The sequence below is a fragment of the Tsukamurella sputi genome (assembly GCF_007858445.1).
GTDB classification, from domain to species: Bacteria; Actinomycetota; Actinomycetes; order Mycobacteriales; family Mycobacteriaceae; genus Tsukamurella; species Tsukamurella sputi.
Window position 1 is genome coordinate 402,633 of sequence record NZ_VIGV01000003.1, and the last position, 23,389, is coordinate 426,021.

24 protein-coding genes are annotated in these 23,389 nt (G+C 70.1%); 12 read left to right on the forward strand and 12 right to left on the reverse strand.

The window, feature by feature from the left end; all coding sequences use genetic code 11:
• Window positions 1-6 precede the first annotated feature (6 nt).
• From hsaC to FK268_RS11455, 3 genes are all read left to right on the forward strand, one after another.
• On the forward strand, window positions 7-912 hold the full coding sequence (gene hsaC, locus FK268_RS11445; RefSeq protein ID WP_146434046.1) for an iron-dependent extradiol dioxygenase HsaC: 906 nt from the start codon (window positions 7-9) through the stop codon (window positions 910-912).
• Window positions 912-1,484: a 3-hydroxy-9,10-secoandrosta-1,3,5(10)-triene-9,17-dione monooxygenase reductase subunit gene (gene hsaB, locus FK268_RS11450; protein WP_146434047.1), complete on the forward strand. Its 573-nt coding sequence runs from the start codon at window positions 912-914 to the stop codon at window positions 1,482-1,484. Before hsaC ends, hsaB begins: the two co-directional genes overlap by 1 nt.
• 70 nt (window positions 1,485-1,554) lie before the next feature.
• Window positions 1,555-2,118, forward strand: a complete 564-nt coding sequence (locus tag FK268_RS11455) for a peroxidase-related enzyme (RefSeq protein ID WP_146434054.1) — start codon at window positions 1,555-1,557, stop codon at window positions 2,116-2,118.
• A 1-nt stretch (window position 2,119) separates the two neighbouring features.
• Here FK268_RS11455 and FK268_RS11460 read toward each other — a convergent pair whose 3' ends face one another.
• From FK268_RS11460 to FK268_RS11485, 6 genes are all read right to left on the reverse strand, one after another.
• On the reverse strand, window positions 2,120-3,031 hold the full coding sequence (locus FK268_RS11460; RefSeq protein WP_146434055.1) for an SAM-dependent methyltransferase: 912 nt from the start codon (window positions 3,029-3,031) through the stop codon (window positions 2,120-2,122).
• Between the two features lie 70 nt (window positions 3,032-3,101).
• A complete protein-coding gene (locus tag FK268_RS11465; RefSeq protein WP_146434056.1) occupies window positions 3,102-4,142 on the reverse strand; it encodes an acyl-CoA dehydrogenase family protein in 1,041 nt (346 codons plus the stop codon).
• Complete coding sequence (locus tag FK268_RS11470) at window positions 4,139-5,128, reverse strand: acyl-CoA dehydrogenase family protein (RefSeq protein ID WP_146434058.1); 990 nt, start codon at window positions 5,126-5,128, stop codon at window positions 4,139-4,141. The genes FK268_RS11465 and FK268_RS11470 overlap by 4 nt, the downstream gene beginning before the upstream one ends.
• The gene (locus tag FK268_RS11475; protein WP_146434060.1) at window positions 5,125-6,285 is read right to left on the reverse strand and encodes an acyl-CoA dehydrogenase family protein; all 1,161 of its coding nucleotides are present in this window, start codon (window positions 6,283-6,285) and stop codon (window positions 5,125-5,127) included. The genes FK268_RS11470 and FK268_RS11475 overlap by 4 nt, the downstream gene beginning before the upstream one ends.
• A gap of 4 nt (window positions 6,286-6,289) precedes the next feature.
• Entirely contained in the window at window positions 6,290-7,174 is an 885-nt protein-coding gene (locus tag FK268_RS11480) for an enoyl-CoA hydratase (RefSeq protein ID WP_193560272.1), read from the reverse strand.
• Window positions 7,171-8,697, reverse strand: coding sequence for a FadD3 family acyl-CoA ligase (locus FK268_RS11485; protein ID WP_146434062.1), 1,527 nt, complete (start codon window positions 8,695-8,697; stop codon window positions 7,171-7,173). The genes FK268_RS11480 and FK268_RS11485 overlap by 4 nt, the downstream gene beginning before the upstream one ends.
• A 113-nt stretch (window positions 8,698-8,810) precedes the next feature.
• Here FK268_RS11485 and FK268_RS11490 point away from each other — a divergent pair, with 113 nt between their 5' ends.
• The 5 genes from FK268_RS11490 (at window position 8,811) to FK268_RS11510 (ending at window position 13,706) form a co-directional block, all read left to right on the forward strand.
• Window positions 8,811-9,998 carry an acyl-CoA dehydrogenase family protein gene (locus tag FK268_RS11490; protein ID WP_146434064.1) on the forward strand — a complete coding sequence of 396 codons (1,188 nt, stop codon included), beginning with the start codon at window positions 8,811-8,813 and terminating at the stop codon, window positions 9,996-9,998.
• Entirely contained in the window at window positions 9,995-10,783 is a 789-nt protein-coding gene (locus tag FK268_RS11495) for an SDR family oxidoreductase (RefSeq protein ID WP_146434066.1), read from the forward strand. Before FK268_RS11490 ends, FK268_RS11495 begins: the two co-directional genes overlap by 4 nt.
• A 50-nt stretch (window positions 10,784-10,833) precedes the next feature.
• Window positions 10,834-11,439 carry a TetR/AcrR family transcriptional regulator gene (locus FK268_RS11500; protein WP_146434068.1) on the forward strand — a complete coding sequence of 202 codons (606 nt, stop codon included), beginning with the start codon at window positions 10,834-10,836 and terminating at the stop codon, window positions 11,437-11,439.
• Window positions 11,436-12,599, forward strand: a complete 1,164-nt coding sequence (locus FK268_RS11505) for an acetyl-CoA C-acetyltransferase (protein ID WP_146434070.1) — start codon at window positions 11,436-11,438, stop codon at window positions 12,597-12,599. Before FK268_RS11500 ends, FK268_RS11505 begins: the two co-directional genes overlap by 4 nt.
• A gap of 414 nt (window positions 12,600-13,013) precedes the next feature.
• On the forward strand, window positions 13,014-13,706 hold the full coding sequence (locus tag FK268_RS11510; RefSeq protein WP_146434072.1) for an MspA family porin: 693 nt from the start codon (window positions 13,014-13,016) through the stop codon (window positions 13,704-13,706).
• Window positions 13,707-13,718: 12 nt separating this feature from the next.
• Here FK268_RS11510 and FK268_RS11515 read toward each other — a convergent pair whose 3' ends face one another.
• From FK268_RS11515 to FK268_RS11530, 4 genes are read right to left on the reverse strand one after another with little or no spacing between them, the layout of a single operon-like run.
• The gene (locus FK268_RS11515; RefSeq protein ID WP_146434074.1) at window positions 13,719-14,777 is read right to left on the reverse strand and encodes an NAD(P)H-dependent flavin oxidoreductase; all 1,059 of its coding nucleotides are present in this window, start codon (window positions 14,775-14,777) and stop codon (window positions 13,719-13,721) included.
• A complete protein-coding gene (locus FK268_RS11520) occupies window positions 14,774-15,517 on the reverse strand; it encodes a CoA-transferase subunit beta (protein WP_146434076.1) in 744 nt (247 codons plus the stop codon). Before FK268_RS11520 ends, FK268_RS11515 begins: the two co-directional genes overlap by 4 nt.
• On the reverse strand, window positions 15,514-16,392 hold the full coding sequence (locus FK268_RS11525; RefSeq protein WP_146434077.1) for a CoA transferase subunit A: 879 nt from the start codon (window positions 16,390-16,392) through the stop codon (window positions 15,514-15,516). Before FK268_RS11525 ends, FK268_RS11520 begins: the two co-directional genes overlap by 4 nt.
• On the reverse strand, window positions 16,389-17,201 hold the full coding sequence (locus tag FK268_RS11530) for an enoyl-CoA hydratase family protein (protein ID WP_146434079.1): 813 nt from the start codon (window positions 17,199-17,201) through the stop codon (window positions 16,389-16,391). Before FK268_RS11530 ends, FK268_RS11525 begins: the two co-directional genes overlap by 4 nt.
• Before the next feature lie 117 nt (window positions 17,202-17,318).
• On the opposite strand from FK268_RS11530, the gene FK268_RS11535 reads away from it, so the two are divergent.
• Together FK268_RS11535 and FK268_RS11540 are read left to right on the forward strand one after the other, a co-directional pair.
• A complete protein-coding gene (locus FK268_RS11535) occupies window positions 17,319-18,101 on the forward strand; it encodes an SDR family oxidoreductase (RefSeq protein WP_146434082.1) in 783 nt (260 codons plus the stop codon).
• 28 nt (window positions 18,102-18,129) lie between these two features.
• A complete protein-coding gene (locus FK268_RS11540; RefSeq protein ID WP_146434084.1) occupies window positions 18,130-19,035 on the forward strand; it encodes an SDR family oxidoreductase in 906 nt (301 codons plus the stop codon).
• Between the two features lie 89 nt (window positions 19,036-19,124).
• Here the strand turns inward: FK268_RS11540 and FK268_RS11545 are convergent, their stop codons facing one another.
• A complete protein-coding gene (locus tag FK268_RS11545) occupies window positions 19,125-20,111 on the reverse strand; it encodes an NAD-dependent epimerase/dehydratase family protein (protein ID WP_146434086.1) in 987 nt (328 codons plus the stop codon).
• A gap of 4 nt (window positions 20,112-20,115) precedes the next feature.
• The gene (locus FK268_RS11550; RefSeq protein ID WP_146434088.1) at window positions 20,116-21,276 is read right to left on the reverse strand and encodes a steroid 3-ketoacyl-CoA thiolase; all 1,161 of its coding nucleotides are present in this window, start codon (window positions 21,274-21,276) and stop codon (window positions 20,116-20,118) included.
• A gap of 246 nt (window positions 21,277-21,522) precedes the next feature.
• Between FK268_RS11550 and FK268_RS11555 the strand changes: the two genes are divergently transcribed.
• Together FK268_RS11555 and FK268_RS11560 are read left to right on the forward strand one after the other, a co-directional pair.
• Window positions 21,523-22,746: a cytochrome P450 gene (locus tag FK268_RS11555; RefSeq protein WP_146434090.1), complete on the forward strand. Its 1,224-nt coding sequence runs from the start codon at window positions 21,523-21,525 to the stop codon at window positions 22,744-22,746.
• Between the two features lie 38 nt (window positions 22,747-22,784).
• Window positions 22,785-23,282 carry a GNAT family N-acetyltransferase gene (locus tag FK268_RS11560; RefSeq protein WP_146434092.1) on the forward strand — a complete coding sequence of 166 codons (498 nt, stop codon included), beginning with the start codon at window positions 22,785-22,787 and terminating at the stop codon, window positions 23,280-23,282.
• The last annotated feature ends 107 nt before the right edge of the window (window positions 23,283-23,389 follow it).

Genomic DNA, 23,389 nt, shown 5'->3' on the forward strand with positions numbered 1-23,389 from the left:
AGGTAGATGGCGATCAAGGCGCTCGGGTACATGCGCATCGAGGCCACCGACATGGCGGCCTGGCGGGAGTACGGGCTCAAGGTGCTCGGGATGATGGAGGGCACGGGCAACGACCCCGACTCCCTCTACTTGCGCATGGACGATTTCGCCGCCCGGCTGGTGATCGTGCCCGGCGAGAAGGATCGTCTCCTGGTGTCCGGCTGGGAGGTCACCGACGCCCTCGGGCTGCAGGAACTGCGCGACACCCTCACCGCGGCGGGCGTCTCCTTCGAGGAGGGAACCAAGGACGAGAAGGCCGAGCGACGTGTCGAGGGGCTGATCCGCTTCCAGGACCCCGCCGGCAACACGCTCGAGGCCTTCCACGGCGCGCAGTACCTCGGCCGCCGGTTCGTCAGCCCCTACGGTCACAGGTTCGTCACGGGCGAGCAGGGGCTCGGCCACGTCGTGCTCACGTGCACCGATGACGCTGCCGCACAGGAGTTCTACCAGGGTGTCCTCGGCTTCCGGCTGCGCGACTCGATGCGCCTACCGCCGCAGATGGTCGGCCGGCCGGCCGACGGCGACCCGGCGTGGCTTCGCTTCTACGGCTGCAACCCGCGCCACCACGCACTCGCCTTCCTGCCGCTGCCCAACCCCACGGGGATCGTCCACCTCATGGTGGAGGTGGAGAACTCCGACGACGTCGGGCTGTGTCTCGACCGCGCGAACCGCAAAAAGGTCAAGATGTCCGCGACCCTGGGCCGGCACATCAACGACAAGATGCTGTCCTTCTACATGAAGACCCCGGGCGGCTTCGACATCGAGTTCGGCTGCGAGGGACTCGAAGTCGAGAACGACGACTGGATCGCGCGGGAGTCCACCGCGGTCAGCCTCTGGGGTCACGACTTCTCCATCGGTTTCAAGGAGCAGTGATGACGGCAGCAGAGGTCGTGGGGCCGATCGAACCCCTCGACTACCGGACGGCCATGGGGCACTTCTGCACCGGCGTCACGGTCATCACCGCGGCCGACGAGGAGGGGCCCGTCGGCTTCGCGTGCCAGTCCTTCTCCGCCCTCTCGCTCGACCCGCCCCTGGTCCTGTTCTGCCCCATGAAGACCTCGGGCGCCTGGCGCACCATCGAACGCACCGGCCGGTTCGCCGTGAACGTCCTCGGCGAGGGGCAGCAGGACGTCAGCTCGGTCTTCGGCTCGCGCCATCCGGACAAGTTCGGTGCCGTCGACTGGAAGCCCTCGCGGTCCGGGTCGCCCCTGCTCGACGGTGCGCTGAGCTGGATCGACTGCGCCGTCGAGACCGTGCACGACGGCGGCGACCACCACATCGTGATCGGCCGCGTGCTCGAACTGAGCGCGCCGAACGCGGGGCGGCCGCTGCTGTTCTACAAGGGGCGCTACACCCAGACGGTGACCGACCCCGGCGAGGCGCTGCCCCGTGCTCTGTCCCTCGACTCGTTCCTCACCTGGCCGGTCGGCGACGACTGGATCTGATCGAATCGCCGTGGCGCAGTGCCCTCCCTGGTAGTCAGGGAGGGCACCGGCGTACGCACGAGGAGACCACATGACCGACCGGATCACCGCACTGGACCTGCCCGCGGGGGAGCTGAGCGAGGGAACCCGCAAGTACTTCGACATCTGCCGGGAGAAGCTCGGCATGGTGCCGAACGTCCTGCAGTCGCTCGCCTTCGACGAGGTGAAACTGCGTGCGTTCAGCGACACCTACAACGATCTGATGCTCGGCGACTCCGGCCTGACGAAGCTGGAGCGCGAGATGATCGCGGTGGTCGTCTCGTCCGTGAACAAGTGCTTCTACTGCCTCACCGCGCACGGCGCCGCCGTGCGCGAGCTCTCGCGCGATCCGGTGCTCGGAGAGATGCTGGTGATGAACTTCCGGGCCGCGGACCTGCCGCCGAAGCAGCGCGCGATGCTGGACTTCGCCGAGAAGATCACCGAGGCCCCGTCGAAGCTCGACGAGGCCGATCGGCAGCGGCTGCGCGACGCGGGCTTCACCGACCGCGACGTCTACGACATCGCGAACACCGCGGCATTCTTCAACATGACCAACCGGCTGGCCTCGGCGATCGACATGCGGCCGAACCCGGAGTACCACACCACCGCACGGTGACTCAGCCGGCGAGCGTCGCGGTGAAGTAGCCGATGGTGCCGGAGAGGAGCTGCGCGTCCGCGGGAACCGTGTCCTGCACGCCGTAGCCGCGGCCGAGTTCCACGGGATTCCCCGCGCGCACCACGCTCCATCCGTGTGCGGTCAGGAACTCCGCCGGATCGGCGCGGTCCTCGTCCGCGACGAAGAGGGAGGTCACATCGAAGTCGCCCAGGGGGTTGCCCTCCTGCGAGTACTTCTCGGTGATGGCGCGGAAACCGTCGAGGTCGAGCGGGCCGATCTGGCCCTCGACCGCCACCAGGCTCCCCGGCGCGGAGAGTTCCACGATCCGCTCGAAGAGCAGGGCCTGCGCCGCGGCGGGCAGGTAGGGAAGCAGGCCCTCGACCAGCCAGACGGTGGGCGCGGCACCGTCGAAACCGGCGGAGCGCAGCGCCGCGGGCCAATCGTCGCGCAGGTCGACGGGGACGTGCCGCAGCCCCGCGGCCGGGTGCGCCCCGTGCGCGTCGAGGGCCTCCTCCTTGAAGGCCAGCACCTCGGGCTGGTCGAGTTCGTAGACGACGGTGCCCGCCGGCAGGTCGAGCCGGTAGGCGCGGGAATCCAGGCCGGCCGCGAGAATCACGATCTGTCGGATATCCGCGGTGACGGCGTCCCGGACGACATCGTCGAAGAAGCGCGTGCGGACGCCGAGGTGCCGCGTCGCGGCCATCGGATTGCCCGCGCTGTCACCGGCGTCGGCCAGCGCGACGGCGCGCGGATCGCCCGCCGCCTCGAGGAAGATCCGGGCGTACGGATCCTGGGCGAGGGCGTCGGGGCGCTCCGTCTCCACCGCCCGGGCCGCGGCCACCAGTAGCGCTGTGAAGCCGACGCTGGTGGTGATCGTCCAGGTGTCGCCGTCCGTGCGGGCACTGTTCGTCATCCGCGTTTCCTTTCGCAAGTAGTTCGTCTACGAAAGTACCGTGTGGACCGGGGCCCGGCAAGAACATGTTTCAGGAGTGCGTGAGCTCCCGGCGGGCGAGATGGTGCGCCGGATCGCCGAACAGCTGCGACGAGGAGTGCGCGCGCTTGAAGTACAGGTGCGCGTCGTGCTCCCACGTGATGCCGATGCCGCCGTGCAGCTGGATCATCTCCGCGGCGACGGTGCTGAAGGCCTCCGAGCAGTAGGACTTCGCCGTCGCGACGGCGAGCGCGGCGTCCTCGTCGCCGCGGTCGAGCGCGTCGCCGGCCGCCAGGGCCGCCGAGCGCGCCGATTCCACGAGCACGTACAGGTCCGCCATCCGGTGCTTGAGCGCCTGGAAGGAGCCGATGGGCCGGCCGAACTGCACGCGGGAGCCCGTGTATTCGACGGTGATCTCCAGCGCCCGCGCCGCCGCCCCGGCCTGCTCGGCGGCGAGCACCGCGCAGGCCGTGTCGAGGGCCCGCGCCAGGGCCGCGGACGCCCGATCCGGGAGCAGTCGGGCCGGTGCGCCGTCGAGCGCGACCTCCGCGAATCGCCGCGTCGGGTCCATCGACGGGGTGTGCCGTCGCGCCGCGGCGGCGCCGTCGACGAGGTAGAGCTCGTCACCGGCGATCACGAGCAGGTCGTCGGCGAGGTCGCCGTCGAGCACGAATCGCGCGGTCCCCGAGAGTGTGCCGCCGGCCGCGGTGATCGGACGCGCGGCGAAGTCCTCGCCGGCGAAGGCGACCGCGGCGATCCGCTCGCCGCCGGCGAGTCCCGCCAGCAGTTCGGCCTCGTCGGTCTCGGCGAGCAGGGTGGTCGCGAGCACGGAGGATCCCAGGAAGGGCGACGGGATCAGGTGACGGCCCAGTTCCTCGGCGACCACCTGGAGCGCTCGCACCCCGGCGCCCACCCCGTCGTGCGCTTCGGGAACCGCGAGCGCCGCCACGCCCACCTGCTCGCACAGTACGGACCAGAGGTCACCGTCGAACCCCGACGGCGAGTCGATCGCGGCGCGCAGGGCGGCCGGCGACCAGCGGCGCTCGATCACGCTGCGGACCGCGCCCGCCAGATCATCCAGTTCCGAGCTCATCGCGCCGCCTTCCGGACCGACTCGAGCACCGTCGCTCGGTGCTCGGCCTGGGTGCCCCACGCCGACTGCAGCGCCCGCACCTTGGTGATCCACAGGCCGAGGTCGTACTCGGCGGTGTAGCCGATCGCACCGTGCACCTGCAGGGCGGTGCGTGCGGCGAGGTACGCGGCGTCCGCCGCGGCCACGCGCGCGGCCGCGACATCGCGGACGGGATCCAGATCGACGCCGCGCGAGGCGTCTCCGGACAGCGCCACCGCCGCGCCCTGCACCAGCGGCGCCGCCAGTTCCAGCCGCGTCGCCACGTCCGCGAGGAGGTGCTTGATCGCCTGGTACTCGCCGATCGCCCTGCCGTACTGCGCGCGCGCCTTCGCGTATTCGACGGTGTCGTCCAGCAGCCGCCGTCCGGCGCCGAGCGCCTGCGCGGCCACGGCGAAGGCGCCCAGTAGTTCGCCGCGCGCGCGGTCGCCGGGCACCCCGCCGGCAGTGGGCGGCGCGTCGAACAGTCGCCGCGTGCGGTCGACCGAGGTGCGTACCGGAGTCGACGGTGCGCCCACCTCTCCGACGGTGCCGTCCGGCGTCACGACGACGCGCAGATCCGCGATGTCGGCGTCGAGCAGGAACGGAGTGCGGGGCGCCAGGGCGACGGTGCCGACCGCGCCGCCCGCGAGGGCTTCGAGGCGCGCGTCGTCACCGAGGACGGCGGGGAGGACCGCGATCGACTCGACGACCGGCCCGGGGACGCCGTGGTAGCCGAGCGCCTGGAAGGCGACGGCCAGGTCGGTGGCGTCGGCGCCGACGCCACCCTGCTCCTCGGCGATGGCCAGGCCGGTCACACCGAGGTCGGCGAGCGCCGCCCAGACCGTGCGGCCGGGCGCGCTGTCGCCGGCGGCCCACGCGCGTGCCGCGGCCACGACACCGGCCCGCGAGAGCAGATCGTCGAGCGACTGTCCGAAGGCCTGGTTCTCCTGCGACGGTGCGAATCTCATCGGGCTCCCCGGGGTAGGCCGAGGAGACGCTCGGCGATGGTGTTGCGCTGGATCTGGTCGGTGCCGCCGTAGATCGGGCCCGCCAGGGAGAAGAGGTATCCCGCGGGCCAGCGTCCCGCGTCCGGGGCCGCATCGCCGGTGAGCTCGCCGAGCGGACCGAGCACATCCAAGGCGGTCTCGTGCAGCGCCACGTCGAGGTGGCTCCAGAACAGCTTGTTCACGCTGGATTCGGGGCCGAGCTCGCCGCCGTCCTGCAGGCGGGTGACGGTGCCGAAGGTGTAGAGCTGGTAGGCGCGGGCGCCGATCCAGGCGTCCGCGACGCGCTGCGCCGTCGCGCTGCCGGTGTCGCCGTCCTCGCGCTCCCACAGGTCGACGAGGGCGTCCGCGGCCGAGAGGAATCGTCCGGGACTGCGCAGCGACAGGCCGCGCTCGTTGTTCGCCGTCGTCATCGCGACGCGCCAGCCCTGGCCGGGCTCGCCGATCACGTCGGCGTCCGGCACGAAGACCTCGTCGAGGAAGATCTCCGCGAAGCCCGGCTCGCCGTCGAGCTGCGGGATGGGGCGGACGGTGACGCCGGGGGCGCGCAGATCGAACATGAGGTACGTCAGTCCGCGGTGTCGCTCGGAGCCCGGCTCACTGCGGAACAGGCCGAAGGCGCCGTCGGCGAAGGCGGCGCGCGAGCTCCAGGTCTTCTGGCCCGACAGCTTCCAGCCGCCGTCCACCCGCGTCGCGGTGGAGCGCAGCGAGGCGATGTCGCTGCCCGCCTCCGGCTCCGACCAGGCCTGTGCCCAGACCCGCTCCGACCGCGCCATCGCGGGCAGGATCCGCGCACGTTGCTCGTCGGTTCCGTGACTGAACAGCGTGGGCGCCAGCATGAACAGTCCGTTCTGGTTCACCCGCAGCGGAGCCCCCGCCGCGTAGTACTCCTCCTCGAAGACCACCCACTGCAGCAGTGACGCGTCGCGGCCGCCGAACTCCGCGGGCCAGGAGACCGCGGCGTAACCGGCGTCGGCGAGCGTCGCCTCCCAGGCGCGGTGCGCCGCGAATCCCTCCGCGGTGTCGAAGGACGGGAGGGGCTCGGCGGGGACGTTCGCCGCGAGCCAGGCGCGCACCTCGTCGCGGAAGGCGACGACTGCGTCGTCGAACTCGAGATCCACCGGCCTACTCCGCCTTCCGTGCGCCGGACGCCATCGACTTGGCGCTCTGCCCGCCCAGCGAGTCGCCGCCCGAGACCTCGGCGTTGTGCGCGTGCGCGAAGTGATGCAGGCCGAAGACGGAGTCCATCCCGGCGCGCATGCCCATGAGGTCCTCGCACTGGTTGACGGCCTTCTTGGTCAGTGCCAGACCGAAACTCGGCATGTCCGCGATCCGCTCCGCGAGGGCCAGCGTCTCCTCCTCGAGCTCGCCGCGCGGGACGACCCGGTTCACCATGCCCCATTCCTTGGCCTGCTGCGCCGAGAAGCGATCGCCCGTGAACAGGAACTCCTTGGCCGCGCGCGGTCCCATGACCCAGGGATGCGCGAAGTACTCGACGCCGGGGATACCCATGCGCACCACGGGATCAGAGAAGAAGGCGTCGTCCGACGCCACGATGAGATCGCACGACCACGCCAGCATGAGCGCGCCCGCGATGCACGCGCCCTGCACCGAGGCGATCACGGGCTTGGGGATCTCCCGCCACCGTCGGCACATGCCGAGGTACACCTCGGATTCGCGGGCGAAGCGCTGATCGCCGCCCTCGCGGCCCACGTGGTCCCACCACAGCACGGCCTTGTTCTCGAAGTGCTGGTCCACATCGCGGCCCGGCGTACCGATGTCGTGGCCGGCCGAGAAGTGCTTCCCGTTGCCCGCGAGCACGATCACCTTGACGGCGGGGTCCTCCACAGCGCGCACGAAGGCGGCGTCGAGGGCGTAGGTCATCGCCGAGTTCTGCGCGTTACGGTACTCGGGCCGGTTCATGGTGACCACGGCGACGGGGCCGCGCACCTCGTAGGTCACCACCTCCTGCTCGGCGGGCGTGTCGGCGTGGGGCGTGCTGTCGGTCATCGCTTCTCTCCTGCTGCAGGGGCGGGCTCGCCGCGCAGGACGCGCTTGAGCACCTTTCCGGTCGCGTTGCGCGGTAGCTCGCTCACGAACTCCACGCTGCGGGGGACTTTGAAGTTGGCCAGGTACTGCCGGCAGTGCTCGATCACGGCGTCCTCGGTCATCGTGCGGCCGCCGGCGAGCACGACGAAGGCCTTGCCCACTTCTCCGAGGCGTGGCTCGGGCACGCCGACGACGGCGCTCTCCGAGACGCCGGGGATCCGCGCGATCACCTGCTCGATCTCGGCGGGGTAGACGTTGAAGCCGCCGTTGGTGAACATGTCCTTGATGCGGTCGGTGATCCGCAGGTTCCCGGCCTCGTCCATGGAGCCGGCGTCGCCGGTGTGGAACCATCCGTCCGCGTCGAAGGCCTTGGCCGTGGCCTCGGGATCCTCGAAGTACTCGGCGATCACGTTCGGGCCGCGCACCAGGATCTCGCCGTCGTCCGCGACGCGCACCTCCATGTCGCGGACGGCCCGCCCGGACGTCGTGGCGATCACCTCGGGGGCGTCGTCCGCGCGGCACATCGTGACGACGGGGGCCTCCGACAGGCCGTAGGCGGTGAGCACGCGCTCGTACAGTTCCGTGCGCATGCGCTCGATCAGCACGACGGGGATCGTGGCCGCCCCCGTCGTGGCGGCGCGCAGGCTGGACAGGTCGTACCGAGACCGATCCGGGTGGTCGAGCATCATCTGGTGCACGGTCGGCACTCCGGGAAGGATCGAGATGCGTTCCCGCTGGATGAGTTCGAAGGCCGCCGCGACGTCGAAGGTCTGCGCCGGGTAGATCGCCGCGCCTCTCTGCAGTGCCGCGAGGATGCCTGCCTTGTAGCCGAAGATGTGGAAGAAGGGGCTCAGGATCAGGTAGCGGTCGGCATCGGTGACTCCGACGAGTTCCGCCCAGTTCGCCGCGTTCGCGAGGGTCTGCGCGTGGGTGCTCATCGCGCCCTTACTCCGGCCGGACGTGCCGGAGGTGAAGAAGATGTCCGACGGGTCGTCCGGTGTCACGGCAGCGGCGGCCTCGTCGAGTCGAGCGTCGGTGATCTGCGCGCCCCGGGCCGGCACCGCGTCCCACTCGGGGAGGCGGAGGACGGTCACGATGTCCGAGGGAAGGCCGCCCGCGGTCTCGACGACGAGATCGAGGCGGTCGACGCCGAGGAACGGGCCCGCCACCACGAAGGCCCGCGCTCGAGTGCGCGTGAGCAGGTCCACGATCTCGGGACCGGTGTAGCGCGTGTTGACGGGCACCAACACGGCACCGATGTACGCCGCGCCGAGCGCCGCCTCGATCCACTCGTGGCCGTTCGGTGCGCAGACGGCGATCCGGTCGCCGCGGCCGACACCGTCGGCGAGGAGCGCGCGGGCGACGTCGCGCGCACGGTCGTGGAGGTCGGCGTAGCCGATCCGGAGGTCGCCGTCGACCACGGCGGTGTGCTCCGCGAAGCGCGCGGCGGCGTCGCGCAGAGCCGCTGCGATGGTGCGTGACATGCGCAAACCCTTCTGCCTAGCAAGTGCTTGGTAGAACACGTTACAGTGCGAGTCGAGTCTGTGTAACCTGATTCCACCAAGCAATTGCTTGGTGGAATGGCGAAGGGAGTGCCGTGGCCACGGCGAGCGGTGAGACGGACGCGGAATTCCGGGCGCGGATCCGCGACTGGCTCGCGACCAACCTGTCGGGCGAGTTCGCCGGGCTCCGCGGCGCCGGCGGCCCCGGTCGCGAGCACGAGTTCTTCGACGAGCGCATCGCCTGGGAGCGGCACCTCGCTGCGGCCGGACTCAACTGCATCGGCTGGCCGGCCGAGAACGGCGGCGGCGGAGCGAGCCTCGCGCAGCAGGTGATCTTCCACGAGGAGTACGCCCGCGCCGGCGCTCCGGCCAAGGTCTCCCACCTGGGCCAGGAACTGCTCGGCCCCACTCTCATCGCCTTCGGCACCGACGAGCAGAAGGCCCGCTTCCTGCCCGCCATCCGCGACGTCCGCGAGCTGTGGTGCCAAGGCTATTCCGAGCCCGGCGCCGGCTCCGACCTGGCGAACGTCGGCACCACCGCGCGGCTCGAGGACGACGAATGGGTGATCTCCGGTCAGAAGGTGTGGACCTCGCTCGCGCACGTCGCCGACTGGTGCTTCGTGGTGGCGCGCACCGAACCGGGTTCCGCCCGCCACAAGGGCCTGTCGTACCTGCTCGTCCCCATGGACCAGCCCGGCATCGAGGTCCGGCCCATCGTTCAGCTCACCGGCACCTCGGAGTTCAACGAGGTCTTCTTCGACGGTGCGCGCACCGCCGCCGCCAACGTGGTCGGGACGCCCGGCGAGGGCTGGCGGGTCGCTATGGGAACGCTCGCCTTCGAGCGGGGCGTGGCCACCCTGGGACAGCAGATCGGCTTCCGGCGCGAACTGCAGAAGCTCACCGACCTCGCGCTCGACGGCGGCGCCGCCGATCGGCCCGACGTCGCGGATGCGCTCCGTCGTGCCTGGACCGAACTCGATGTGATGCGGGCGCACGCGCTGCGCACCCTCGGGTCCGCCGAGACCGGCACCGCCGAAGTCGCCAAGCTGCTCTGGGCCAACTGGCATCGCCGGCTCGGCGAGATCGCGATGACGGTGCGCGGCGCCTCTGGACTACTCGCCGACGGCGCCGGATCTGCCGCCTCCGGCAGCGTCGAATTGGACGACTGGCAGCGCCTCTACCTGTTCACGCGAGCCGACACGATCTACGGCGGCTCCAACGAGATTCAGCGCAACATCATCGCCGAGCGCGTGCTCGGCCTGCCCAGAGAGGCCCGCCCATGAACGCCATCCCCGCGCCCCAATATCCCCAGGGCCGCAACCTCCTCGACGGCAAGGTCGTCGTGGTCACCGCGGCCGCCGGCACGGGCATCGGCTCGGCCACGGCGCGCCGCTGCCTCGAGGAGGGCGGCAGTGTCGTGATCTCCGATTGGCACGAGCGCCGGCTCGGCGAGAAGCGCGACGAGTTGGCCGCCGAGTTCGGTGACCGTGTGCACGCGATCACCTGCGATGTAACCGTCGAGGAACAGGTCCAGGCCCTGCTCGACGGTGCCGCGGAGCGCTACGGCCGGATCGACGTCTTGGTCAACAACGCCGGACTCGGCGGCAGCGTCGCGGTGCAGGACATGACCGATGAGCAGTGGTCCCGTGTTCTCGATGTCACCCTGACCGGCACCTTCCGCGCCACTCGCGCCGCGATCAACCGGTTCATCGCGCAGGGCGGGGGCGGTGTGATCGTCAACAACGCCTCCGTGATCGGCTGGCGCGCCCAGGCAGAGCAGGCGCACTACGCCGCCGCCAAGGCGGGGGTGATGGCGCTGACCCGCTGCTCCGCGGTGGACGCCGCGCCGCACGGCGTCCGGATCAACGCCGTCTCCCCGAGCATCGCCATGCACGCCTTCCTCGCCAAGGTCACCTCCGACGAACTGCTCGACGAGCTCTCCCGCCGCGAGGTCTTCGGTCGGGCGGCCGAGCCCTGGGAGGTCGCGAACGTGATCGTCTTCCTCGCCTCCGATTACAGTTCGTACATGACCGGCGAGGTGGTCTCCGTGAGCAGTCAGCATGCGTAGTCAGTGCCCTCCCACCATGCCCTTCGAGGTGGTCTCCGTGAGCAGTCGGCATGCCTAAGCCGGACCCGTCCGCGCGTCGCGCGGAGGTCCTCGCCCTGAGCGCGAAGCTGTTCGCCGAGAACGGCTACCGCGCCACGACGGTGCGCGACATCGCCGATGCCGCCGGCATCCTGTCGGGCAGCCTGTACCACCACTTCGACTCCAAGGAGTCGATGGTCGACGAGATCCTGCGGGTCTTCCTCGACGAGCTCTTCGGCGCCTACCGTGCGGTGCTCGCCGACGTCGACGACCCGCGGAAGCAGCTGCGCGGCTGTGTGATCGCCTCGTTCGAGGCCATCGACGCACGGCCCGACGCCGTTGCGATCTACCAGGCGGAGGCGCGGGTGCTCGCACAGCACGCGCGGTTCGCCTACATCGCGGACTACCTCCTGGAGTTCCGCACCATGTGGCGGGGCATCATCGCCCGGGGCATCGAATCCGGTGACTTCCGCGCGGATCTCGACGTCGACGTCACCTATCGCTTCCTCCGCGACACCGTCTGGGTCGCGGTCCGGTGGTACCGACCTGGCGGCCAGCTGCCCGTGGGAACGGTGGCCGATCAATACCTCACGATCCTCGAACACGGGATCGCCAGCCCTGACAAGGAGCAGTCATGACCGATCTCGCGCCCGGCGCGTACATCCTCGACGCGGTGCGCACGCCCGCCGGCAAGCGCGGAGGATCCCTGTCGACGGTGCACTCCGCCGACCTCGGGGCCCATATCCTGCGCGCCTCCGTCCTCCGCTCCGGCGTCGACCCCGAGCTCGTCGACGACGTCATCATGGGCTGCTGCGACACCATCGGTCCGCAGTCGGGCAACATCGCCCGGACGTCGTGGCTCGCGGCTGGTCTGCCCGAGCAGGTTCCCGGAGTCACCGTCGACCGGCAGTGCGGTTCGAGCCAGCAGTCGGTCCACTTCGCCGCGCAGGCTGTGCTCTCGGGCACCGCCGACGCGGTGGTCGCGGCCGGCGTGCAGAACATGAGCGCGATCCCGATCAGCGCCGCGATGCTCGCCGGGCGCGAGTACGGCTTCGACGATCCCTTCTCCGGCTCGGTCGGGTGGCGTGAGCGGTACGGCGATGTCGAGGTCTCGCAGTTCACCAGCGCCGACATGATCGCGACCAAGTGGGGCGTCTCCCGGTCCCGGATGGAGGAGTTCGCGCTCGCGAGCCATGAGCGGGCGATCGCCGCGATCGACGAGGGGCGGTTCGAGGCCGAGATCGCTCCGGTCGAGGGCTTCGCCGTCGATGAGACACCGCGACGCGGAACGACTCTCGAGAAGATGGCCGGGCTCGCCCCGCTCGCGGAGGGGTCCGCGATCACCGCTGCGGTGGCGAGCCAGATCGCCGACGGTGCCGCCGCCGTCATGGTGGCGTCCGCGGACTTCGTGCAGCGGCACGGCCTGACGCCGCGCGCACGGATCCATCACATCTCGGTCCGCGCGGCGGACCCGGTGTGGATGCTCACCGGCCCGATCCCCGCCACGCAGTACGCGCTGCAGAAGACGGGGCTGAGCGTCGCCGACATCGACCTCTTCGAGTGCAACGAGGCCTTCGCCTCCGTGCCGCTGGCCTGGATGGACGAGCTGGGCATCCCGCACGAGAAGGTCAACGTCAACGGCGGCGGAATCGCGCTGGGGCACCCGCTGGGCGCCACCGGTGCCAAGCTCATGACCACGTTGCTGCACGAGCTCGATCGGCGGGGCGGACGGTACGGTCTCCAGACCATGTGCGAGGGCGGTGGCACCGCGAACGTCACCATCATCGAACGGCTCTGATCGAGTCCGCGCCGCCCTGCTGCGGCGGGCGTGCGGCGTGCGAGACGATGGTCCTGAGCTGTGCCGATGGACATCTTCAGGGATGTAGAATAACGAATATTGAGGCGGGTGCGCATCGCGTCCACCTCAATATTTGTTTTGACACATCATGATGTGCGGTTCTGTGGTGGCGTCGGGCCGATTCGCGTAAGTTATCTGATGTTCTCTGAGTGTTCGACGGTATACCCAGGTGAGAGTATGTAGATCTCATGAAGGCGTCGTGTCGCGTCGATGAAGAAGCCGGCCATTCACGGCGTCACCATGTGTTCCGGGTCGCAAATCCGACGCCGTTTCGAGATTTGACTTGGCAAATACTCGTCGGCATGGTTTCCTTTTGCATACTCAATGGAGATCGTGGATAGAGGGAGTCGAAGAGTGCGTCGAATCAAGATCGGCATGGCGGCTGCGGTCGCTGCGGCCTGCGCTGTTTCGGTGATGTCGGTGGGGCCCGCCTCCGCGCAGATCACCCCGCAGAACCCGTCCGGACCGGTGAAGGGGGCTACGCAGACGGTGAGCTCGCCGGAGGGCCTTCGCGCGAAGATCGCGCTCAAGGATCTCAAGGCCAAGCTGTTCCCTCCGCTCGCGGGCGACAACAAGTCCCGGCTCGCGTACGTGGACGGCAAGGCGGAGTCCACCGTCCTCGCGAGTGGTGCGGGCGTCGAGTCCGCCTCCGTCGAGGTCGGCTACGTGGTGGCCTGTGGAGTCAAGGACGGCGGATTCGAGTCGTGGATCGGGAGTAATCAGACGATCGGCGCCGGCGGCGCGATCGCAGGCAGCATCCCGGCGGCCGGAGCGGCCCTCGTGGGCGTCGGCGGCTCGCTGGGCCTGACGCAGAACCAGGTCATCAAGACGGCCCCGGGCGCCATCGTCTATCTGCCGGTGGGCACCAAGAAGATCGACAAGCCGAAGGACGGCGAGAACTTCGGCGTGCGGTTCGGTGAGAAGCGCGTGAGCATCGAGGGCTGCATCGGCAGCGTCGACGCGGTGGCGTACGCGACCCTGACGGTCTCGTCGCGCACCTTCGACGATTCCAAGACCGTCTACAGCGAGGTCATGCGGTTCGCGTAACCCGCGACACGATCAGGACCGGAGGCCGGAGAGCGCGTCCAAGCGCTCCTCGGCCTCCGTCACGATCCGCTCGATGAGCTCGGCAACGGTCGGCAGATCGTCGATGATCCCGGCCACCTGCCCCGAGGCGAGGACGCCGGCGTCGGTGTTCCCCTCGACGAGGCCTGCGCGCAGCAACATCGGTGTGTTGGCCGACATCATGAGTTGGCTCCACGTGCGGTCGCCGCCCTTCTTGAGCGCCAGCCCCTCGTTGATGAGCCCCTTCCAGGAGACGCCCGTGAGTGCCTGGAACCGCACGGTGTTCAGGGCGGCGTGTGCCAGCGTCGCAACGCCGTGCGAGCGCTCGAGTGCATCGACCAGTGCGGTCCGCAGCACGCGGTGCGGCATCCCGTCCACCTTGGTCGTCACCACGGTGTCGGCGAGCCCGCGCTGCAGGTACTCGGCCTTCACGGACTCGGGCACCCGGCTGTCGCGGGTGAGCAGGAAGCGGGTGCCCATGGCGACGCCCGAGGCGCCGTAGGCGAGCGCCGCAGCGAGGCCGCGACCGTCGAAGAAGCCGCCGGCGGCGACCACGGGGATGTCCACGGCGTCGAGCACCGAGGGCAGCAGCAGGGTCGTCGCGACGCCCCCGGTGTGACCGCCACCCTCGCCACCCTGCACCACCACGGCGTCGGCGCCCCAGGAGGCGACCTTCTCCGCGTGCCGCGCGGCACCGACGGACGGGATGACCACCAGCCCGGCGTCTTTGAGCTGCGCGATCATCTCCTTGCGCGGGGCGAGCGCGAAGGACGCGACCTTCACGCCCTCGCGGATCAGCAGGTCGACCCGCTGCTGCGCATCCTCGGCGTCGGCCCGCAGGTTCACACCGAAGGGTTTATCGGTGCGCTCCTTGGTCTTCCGGATGGCCACCTCCAGCTCGGGGTAGGTCATCGTCGCCGAGGCGAGGATGCCCAGGCCGCCCGCGTTCGCGGTGGCGGAGGTGAGATGCGCCCCCGAGACCCATCCCATGCCGGTCTGCACGACGGGATGCTGGACGCCGACCAGCTCGGTGAACCGGGTCCGCAGCGTCATGCCGGGACCTCCTTGCTGCGCAGGTTCTTCGGATCCACCACGGTGCGGATGAGCTCGAGCTCCTCGGCGGTGGGCACGCGGGTCTCCGGCACGTCCGAGCCCGCGAGCTCGAAGCCGGTGGCTTCGCGTACCTGGGTCTCGGTGACGCCGGGGTGCACAGACAGCAGAGTCATGGCGCCGTCGTCGCCGAAGCCGAGGACGGCGAGATCGGTGACGACGCGGTGCACGTCGTGGAACCGCGAGGCGGCCGGTCCGGCCGCCCGGGCGCGGTCGTAGCCCACGCCGCTCACGACGTCGACCGAGTCGACGAAGACGCGCGGCGAGTGCTTGGGGATCCAGTACGACGTGCGGTTGTTGACGGTGTTGCCGGGGCCGCCGCGCACACCCAGCAGCTGGCGCGACGGTGCGCGGTGCTCACCGATGGCGGAGATGTTCTGGTTGCCGTACCGGTCGATCTGACTGGCACCCATGATCACGTGACGCTTGCCGTTCGGCACCACCACGTCGAGCACCTTCTTGAAGGGCTGCCAGCCCTCGATGCCCGCGGCGGGATTCGCGGCGTCGGCGATCAGGTAGGCCTCGCCGTCGGAGAGCAGCAGATCGGGGGCGAAGGTCAGGCGGGCGAGACGGCCACCGAGCGAGGGGATCAGGCCCATGGGGCTGGCGGTGATCTCGCCGTCGCCCCGGAACAGATCGGCGATCGCCGTCACGCAGACCTCGGCGCGGGTGATGTCGGTCATTTCTTCTCCTGCTCCGCCGATTCGGTGGCCCATGCGGCTACTTCAGCCTGGTAGTGCGCCTCGCCGCCGCTGAGGAAGCGCTGCTCGAACGCCGCCCACGCCTCGGGGTCCTTGGCGCTCGCGGCGTAGTGCCGCTGGAACTTCTCGTCCCGCCCGTAGTCCGGAACGGCGGTGGTGAAGTGCGCGCCCTTCGGCGTCTCCACGACGCCGGTGACCGCACTGCGATTGATGAGCAGGGACTGGACGGGGCCGCCGGCAACGAGCTCCTCGGTGGGGACGATGCGCTCGCAGGACACGTAGCAGCGGTCCGCCGCGAGGGCGAAGTCGTCGTCGAAGTACGGATCCGGGCCCAGGTACTGGGCGTTGCCGCGGGCGTCGGCGCGGTTCATGTGCACGAGTGCGGCATCGAGACGCAGTGCCGGGACCGCGACCAGTTCCTCGCCGTCGGCGTAGGGCGAGACCACAGTGCGCAGATCGGGATTGACGTCCATGACCGACGAACCGAGGCCCGCGCGGATGGGGAGGAAGGGGAGACGCTGCACGGCGGCCTTGAGACCGGCGGCGAACATGCCCTCGTCCCATTCCGCCACCTCGATCGCCCCGGCCTGCCGGGCGCGGGCGAAGTTCGGGTCGATGGGGACGGTGTCGAGGGTGACGAAGCCGAAGACGAGCTTGCGGATCTTCCCCGCCGCGGCCAGGAGGCCCACGTCGGGCCCGCCGTAGGACACCACGGTGAGGTCCTTGAGGTCCGATCGGAGGATCGCCCGCACCAGGGCCATCGGCTTGCGCCGCGAGCCCCAGCCGCCGATGCCCAGCGTCATGCCGTCCTCGAGTTCCGCGACCACCTGTTCGGCGGTCATGATCTTGTCGCTCATGCCTTCTCCTGCTGTGTGTCCTGGGCCTCAGCAGCCTCGTTCACGGTGCGCCCCGTCGCGACGAACTCGTGCCGGTGCTCGTCCGAGTACCCCGCGAGATTGAGTTCGAAGGTGAATCCCTGCTCGAACCGGTAGCTGGTGTGCACGTTCACCAGGTCGATGCCGTTGATGGCCTCCTTGGCCTTGCGGATCACCCGGGTGTCCTTCGCGGCGATGGCGCGGGCCACCTCCAGCGCGGCCTCGTCCAGCTCGGCGCGGGGCACCACGCGGTACACCGATCCGAAGTGGTGGAGCTGCTGCGCGGTCACGGTTCCGGCGGTGAAGTAGAGCGTGCGCATGAGGTGCTGGGGCACCAGGCGGGCCAGATGCGTTGCGGCGCCGAGTGCACCGCGGTCCACCTCCGGGAGGCCGAAGGTGGCGTCGTCCGAGGCGACCACCACGTCGGCATTGCCGACGAGGCCGATGCCGCCACCCAGACAGAAGCCGTTCACCGCGACGATCACCGGAACGGCACAGTCGTAGACCGCCGAGAAGGCGGCGGCGCAGCCGTGGTTCGCGCCGATCAGTGCGCCGTAGCCGTCTCCCGCGGCCTGGGCGGCGTCGATCTCCTTGATGTCGACGCCCGCGTTGAAGCCTCGGCCCTCCGCGCGCACCACGACGACGTGGCACGACGGGTCGCGGCCCGCCTCGGTGATGGCGTTCGCGAGGTCGAACCAGCCCTGCACGGTGAGGGCGTTGACGGGCGGTGCGTCGACGGTGATCGTGTGGATCCCGGGCTCGCCGACTGTGGTCGTGATCGGTGAAGACACACCGACTCCTTCGAGGTAGACAGGTAGAACGTGATCTAAACCTAGCAATTGCTTGGTACGCTACCACCGAAGCCCTGTCAGCCGGAATGGGAAGTGGGGAATCTTGTGAGCGCAGCGGTGTCGAAGGGTCTCGGGCTCGACGGTGCGGTGGTACTGATCACCGGCGGGGTGCGGGGGATCGGGGCGGGGATCGCGCGCGTCTTCCTTCGGCACGGCGCCACGGTGGTCGTGTGCGCTCGGCGCGAACCCGCGAGCCCGGTGGAGGCCGACGGTGCCGTTGCCGAGTTCGTCGCCGCCGACGTCCGAGAACCCGAGCAGGTGGAAGCGCTGATCGCCGGCATCGTCGAGCGGCACGGACGGCTCGACGTGCTCGTCAACAACGCGGGTGGCGCCCCGTACTCGGAGGCGGCGACCGCCTCGCCGCGGTTCCACGAGAAGGTCGTCGGGCTGAACCTGCTCGCCCCACTCCTGGTGGCGCAGAAGGCGAACGCGGTCATGCAGGAGGCGGGACGCGGTGCGATCGTGAACATCTCGAGCGTGAGCGCCACCCGGCCGTCGCCCGGCACCGCGGCCTACGGCGCCGCGAAGGCCGGGCTCGACTCGCTCACCACCAGTCTCGCCGTGGAGTGGGCGCCCGCGGTGCGGGTGAACGCCCTCGACGTGGGCATGGTGCGCACCGAAGCCGCTGAGCAGCACTACGGCGACGACGCCGGTATCGCGGCGATCGGCGCAACCGTCCCCCTCGGGCGACTCGCCGACCCGGAGGAGGTGGGCGCGTGCGCGGCCTTCCTCGCCTCGCCTCTCGCGTCCTACGTCAGTGGAGCGACGTTGCTCGTGCACGGTGGCGGCGAACGCCCCGCCTTCTTGACCGCGGCGAACGCCGAGCGCGACGCGCGGTAGTCCTGAACCAACAACGAGGAGAAGAACAATGACAGGAATCGTCGACGGTCGCGTCGTCATCGTCACCGGCGCGGGCCGGGGTATCGGCCGCGCGCACGCGCTCGCCTTCGCCGCGGAGGGCGCGGCGGTGGTCGTCAACGACTACGGCGTGGGCCTCGACGGTGCCGATGCCTCGTCGGGGCCGGCGCAGCAGGTCGTGGACGAGATCCGCGCCGCGGGCGGGCGAGCGGTCGCGAACGCCTCCGACGTGGCCGACTGGGACGGCGCGCACGCGCTGGTGCGCACCGCGATCGACGAGTTCGGCCGGCTGGACGTGCTGGTGAACAACGCCGGCTTCCTGCGTGATCGGATGTTGGTGAACATGTCCGAGGCGGAGTGGGACGCGGTGACCCGCGTGCATCTCAAGGGGCATTTCGCGATGCTGCGGCACGCCGCGGCGTACTGGCGGGACGAGTCCAAGGCGGGCCGGCAGCCCGATGCGCGGGTGATCAACACCAGCTCCGGCGCGGGTCTCCTGGGCAGTGTCGGGCAGGGCAACTACGCGGCCGCCAAGGCGGGCATCGCGGAGATGACGATCCAGGCCGCCGCCGAGATGGGCCGCTACGGCATCACGGTGAACGCCATCGCGCCGGCGGCCAGGACCCGGATGACCGAGGTGACCTTCGCGGACGACATGGCCGCTCCGGAGGATGGTTTCGACGCGATGGCGCCCGAGAACATCTCGCCGCTCGTGGTGTGGCTCGGCAGCGTGGACTCGTCCGATGTCACGGGGCGGGTCTTCGAGGTCGAGGGAGGCAAGGTGTCGATCGCGCAGGGCTGGCGGCACGGCCCGCAGCGCGATAAGGGTGCGCGTTGGGAGCCGGCGGAGCTGGGTGACGTGGTGCGGGGCCTCCTCGGCGAGGCGGCGGCTCCGGAGCCCGTCTACGGCGCCTGACCCCGGAAACGACGATGCCGGCCGCGCAGGAGGGGATCCGCGCGGCCGGCCGCGTCTCGCGAGGGGTGGGCCGAGTCCGGTGGCGAGCGTCAGGAGCGCGTGCTCAGACGCCCCGATTCGGTGAAGAACCGCACCAGCTCGGTCGCCGTCGTGGCCATCGGCCGGGGCGTGTAGCCGAGCTCGTTGCGCGCCTTGGAGATGTCGACGAGCGGTGAGGCGAACAGGGGGCCGAGCGCCGCCTTCGAGAGCACGTCGGATCCCAGGGCTGCGCCGACGGGTTCGAGCACGGGCATGACGGCGGCCAGCGCCCCGATGGGAACGGCGATGCGTGGGCCGGACCGGCCGGCGGCCCGAGCGGCGACGTGCATGGCGTCGATGATCGGCGTGAACTCGCCCCCGAGCAGGTAGTTCTCGCCCGTCCTGCCCTTCTCCGCCGCGAGCGCGACCCCAGCGGCGACATCACGCACGTCGACGAGGTCGAAGCCCGCCTTGGACACGAACGCGGGCATGCGCCCGCGGGCTGCCTTGTGTGCGAGCAGATTCAGGCGGGAGAGGGGCGCGCCGTGGTCGGCCGGGCCCCACACGCCGGTGGGATTGCAGATCGTGGCGTCCAGGCCGTCGTCGATGACTTTGCGGAGCTCCTGCTCGCCGGCCCACTTCGACCGGTCGTAGACGGGGATCTCCGGTCGCTCGGACCGCGGCGCGGTCTCGTCGATGACGTCCACGAGATCCTGGTCGAAGGCGTGGATGGAGCTGAGGTGCACCATCTTGCGGACGCCCGCCGCCAGGGCCGCGCGCGCGACGGTGCGCACGCCCACCGTGTTCAGGTGCCAGGCCTTCTCGTCCTCCATGCGCAGGGTGATCATGGCGACCAGGTGGTAGACCACTTCCACGCCGTCGAGTGCGGAGCGCATCTCGTCGGCGTCCAGGACGCTCGCCCGTACCCAGCGCACGCCTTCGGGTGCGTGCGGCGACGAGGTGCGATCGATCGCGATCACCTCGTGTCCCTGTTCGACCAGTTGCCGCAGGAGGTTTCCGCCGACGAATCCGGCTGCGCCGGTGACTGCAACGCGCATGCCGTCAGATCCGCTCGATGATCGTGCCCGTGGCCATCGCACCACCGCAGCACATCGCGATCAGGGCCGTCGACGCGTCACGCCGCTCCAGCTCGTGCAGGGCCGTGGTGATGAGGCGGGCTCCGGTGGAGCCGACGGGGTGGCCGAGGGCGATCGCCCCGCCGTTGACGTTGACCCTGTCGGGGTCGGGCCCGATCACCTGCTGCCAGGACAGGACGACGGAGGCGAAGGCCTCGTTGACCTCGAACAGGTCGATGTCGCTCAGCGCACGCCCGGAGCGCTCGAGGACCCGCTCGGTGGCGCGGATCGGCCCGTCGAGGTGGTAGTACGGCTCACCGCCGACGAGGGCCTGCGAGACGATGCGGGCGCGCGGCTTCAGTCCGAGCGCGGCGGCGCGGTCCGAGTCCATCAGCAGGACGGCGGCGGCACCGTCGGACACCTGGGAGGACGTGCCCGCCGTGTGGCGACCGCCGTCGAGCATGGGCTTGAGCTTGGCGAGCCCCTCGGCCGTGCTCTCGCGCGGGCCCTGGTCGCGCGACACCTCGATCGTCTCGCCCGTCGGGGCGCCGTCGGCCATGGCTGGCGCCTTCAGTGCGACCACCTCGCGGTCGAAGCGGCCCTCCTCCCAGGCCTGCAGTGCCTTGCGCTGCGAGGCGAGGCCGAAGGCGTCGATGTCCCCGCGCGTGAGACCGCGGCGCTCGGCGATCCGCTCGGCGGCGAGGAACTGGTTGGGCATGTCGATGGTCCACGACGGGGGGCGGGAGTTGCCGAGCCCCTCCGGCCGGTTCGCGCCGAGGGGGATACGGCTCATCGACTCGACGCCGCAGGAGATGCCGGCGGCGATCGCGTCGGTCGCGATGAGTCCCGCGATGAGTCCCGTCGCCTGCTGTGCCGAGCCGCACTGCGCGTCGATGGTGGTGGCGCCGGTCAGTTCCGGCAGGCCCGAGTTGAGCCAAGCGGTGCGGGTGATGTTGCCGGCCTGCTCGCCGGCCTGGGTCACGTTGCCGCCGATGACCTGCTCGACCTGGGCGGGATCGATCCCGGCCCGGTCGATCAGCGCGGTGATCGTGGCGCCGAGGAGTTCGGCCGGGTGCAGGCCGCTGAGCCAGCCGCCGCGCTTGCCGATGGGGCTGCGGACGGCGTCGACGATGACGGGGATGCCCATGTCGGTCGTTCCTCACATTCTCGGCTCCACCCGGATGGGTAGAGCACGTTCTCGATTGTGGCGCGCGTTAGGAGCTCTGTCGAGCCTTATGTGATGGCGCCGAGACTCATTCGTCCCTGTGTAACTGCTGTGCAAACAGCGTCCTTCGCAATCTAGCTCACGAGCGGACGGGGTGTGCTTCAATGAGTAGAACATGTTTCAACTACGCCTGGCTAGAGACCGGGTGGAGACGCTTGAGGAGGCGGCGTGAGCGTGCACTTCCCCGCGGGGTTCGATTTCACCAGCCCCGACCTGTGGTCGGAGGGGCGGCCCGAGTCCGAGTTCGCCGAGCTGCGGCGTTCGGCTCCGGTGTGGTGGCAGGACATCCCGCCCGGCACCACCGGGTTCGACGACGGTGGCTTCTGGGTGGTGTCCAAGCTGGAGGACATCAAGGCCATCTCGCGCAACCCGAAGCAGTACTCGAACTGGGAGAACGGCGCGATCGTGCGCTTCGGCCCGGAGATCGAGCGCGAGCAGATCGACATGCAGCGCATGCTCCTGCTGAACATGGACCCACCGCAGCACACCAAGACCCGCCGCATCATCTCCCGGGGGTTCACCCCCAAGGCCGTGCAGTCGTTGCACGACGCACTGGCGGAGCGCGCCGAGCAGATCGTGCACGAGGCCCGCAAGACCGGCGGCGGGGACTTCGTCGAGCAGGTCGCGTCCGAGCTGCCCCTGCAGGCGATCGCGGAACTCCTCGGCGTGCCGCAGGAGGATCGCAAGAAGCTCTTCGACTGGTCCAACTCGATGATGGCCTACGACGATCCCGAGTTCGAGGGGAACTACCTCGAGGCGATGACGGAGTTCACGGGCTACTCGTGGAACCTCGCGGAGGAGCGCCGGAAGTGTCCGATGGACGACATCGTGACCTCGCTCATCCAGGCCGATATCGACGGCGAGTCGCTCGGCAGTGACGAGTTCGCCTTCTTCGTGCTCCTGCTCGCCGTGGCCGGCAACGAGACCACGCGCAACGCGATCAGCCACGGCATGAAGGCCTTCGTGGACTACCCCGAGCAGTGGGAGATCTACAAGGAGCAGCGCCCGCGCACGGCCCCCGATGAGATCGTCCGCTGGGCCACCCCGGTGTCGGTCTTCCAGCGCACGGCGCTCGAGGACGTCCAGCTCGGTGAGCAGTTGATCAAGAAGGGTCAGCGCGTCGCACTGTTCTACGCCTCCGCGAACTTCGATGAGGACGCCTTCGAGGACCCCTACACCTTCAACATCCTGCGCGATCCGAATCCGCACGTCGGCTTCGGCGGTTCCGGCACCCACCACTGCGTGGGCGCGAACCTCGCCCGCCTCGAGATGGACCTCATGTTCAAGGCGATCGCGGACGTGATGCCCAACCTCCGTGAGCTCGAGCCGCCGCAGCGCCTGCGGTCGGGCTGGCTCAACGGCATCAAGCACTGGAAGGTCGCCTACGAGTAGGCCTTGTCACGGGTGGTGGTGTCCGCTGTACTGAGACGGTGGGCACCACCATTCGGCCGCTCCGGGCCGAGGATCGGACGGCGCTCGAGTCCTTTCCGCTCCGGGTGTCGCCCGAGACCGCGCGCACCCGGTTCCATGGGCCGATGAAGATGCTCACGCCGGCCACACTCGACCTGCTGCTAGGCCTGGAACCCGGCTGCCGCGAGGCGGTGGTCGCGGTCGACGAGCGCGGGATAGCCGGCGTCGCGCGTTTCGCCCGTGACGCGTGCGGCGATCCGGCGTCCGGCATCGCCGAAATCGCGATCATCGTCGCCGACGACCGGCAGCGCAGCGGACTCGGTCGCGACCTGATGCTCGCCCTCGCCGGGCTCGCCCGGGCAGCCGGGATCGCGACTTTCCGGGCCACCATGCAGGAGGACAACGACGGTGCTCGGCGCTTCGTCGGGCGCCTGGCGCCCGGCACACCGGAGCGGTTCGTCCGCAACACAGTGGTGGCGGAGCTGCCCGTAGCCGCGCTCGTGTCGGAACGCGATTGATCGTCGGAGGCGCCCACCATGGGAGGTGCATTCGCGACCAGTGCGCTCAATGCGGGTGCCTTCTTCGGTCCTGTCCTCGCCCGGCGATCATCGGGCGCCGGTGAACC

Bases quoted from the DNA above. Each gene is read 5' to 3' on its own strand.
- hsaC (WP_146434046.1), top strand. From the start codon at position 7: ATGGCGATCAAGGCGCTCGGGTACATGCGCATCGAGGCCACCGACATG.
- hsaB (WP_146434047.1), top strand. From the start codon at position 912: ATGACGGCAGCAGAGGTCGTGGGGCCGATCGAACCCCTCGACTACCGG.
- FK268_RS11455 (WP_146434054.1), top strand. From the start codon at position 1,555: ATGACCGACCGGATCACCGCACTGGACCTGCCCGCGGGGGAGCTGAGC.
- FK268_RS11460 (WP_146434055.1), bottom strand. From the start codon at position 3,031: ATGACGAACAGTGCCCGCACGGACGGCGACACCTGGACGATCACCACC.
- FK268_RS11465 (WP_146434056.1), bottom strand. From the start codon at position 4,142: ATGAGCTCGGAACTGGATGATCTGGCGGGCGCGGTCCGCAGCGTGATC.
- FK268_RS11470 (WP_146434058.1), bottom strand. From the start codon at position 5,128: ATGAGATTCGCACCGTCGCAGGAGAACCAGGCCTTCGGACAGTCGCTC.
- FK268_RS11480 (WP_193560272.1), bottom strand. From the start codon at position 7,174: ATGACCGACAGCACGCCCCACGCCGACACGCCCGCCGAGCAGGAGGTG.
- FK268_RS11485 (WP_146434062.1), bottom strand. From the start codon at position 8,697: ATGTCACGCACCATCGCAGCGGCTCTGCGCGACGCCGCCGCGCGCTTC.
- FK268_RS11495 (WP_146434066.1), top strand. From the start codon at position 9,995: ATGAACGCCATCCCCGCGCCCCAATATCCCCAGGGCCGCAACCTCCTC.
- FK268_RS11500 (WP_146434068.1), top strand. From the start codon at position 10,834: ATGCCTAAGCCGGACCCGTCCGCGCGTCGCGCGGAGGTCCTCGCCCTG.
- FK268_RS11505 (WP_146434070.1), top strand. From the start codon at position 11,436: ATGACCGATCTCGCGCCCGGCGCGTACATCCTCGACGCGGTGCGCACG.
- FK268_RS11515 (WP_146434074.1), bottom strand. From the start codon at position 14,777: ATGACGCTGCGGACCCGGTTCACCGAGCTGGTCGGCGTCCAGCATCCC.
- FK268_RS11520 (WP_146434076.1), bottom strand. From the start codon at position 15,517: ATGACCGACATCACCCGCGCCGAGGTCTGCGTGACGGCGATCGCCGAT.
- FK268_RS11525 (WP_146434077.1), bottom strand. From the start codon at position 16,392: ATGAGCGACAAGATCATGACCGCCGAACAGGTGGTCGCGGAACTCGAG.
- FK268_RS11540 (WP_146434084.1), top strand. From the start codon at position 18,130: ATGACAGGAATCGTCGACGGTCGCGTCGTCATCGTCACCGGCGCGGGC.
- FK268_RS11545 (WP_146434086.1), bottom strand. From the start codon at position 20,111: ATGCGCGTTGCAGTCACCGGCGCAGCCGGATTCGTCGGCGGAAACCTC.
- FK268_RS11550 (WP_146434088.1), bottom strand. From the start codon at position 21,276: ATGGGCATCCCCGTCATCGTCGACGCCGTCCGCAGCCCCATCGGCAAG.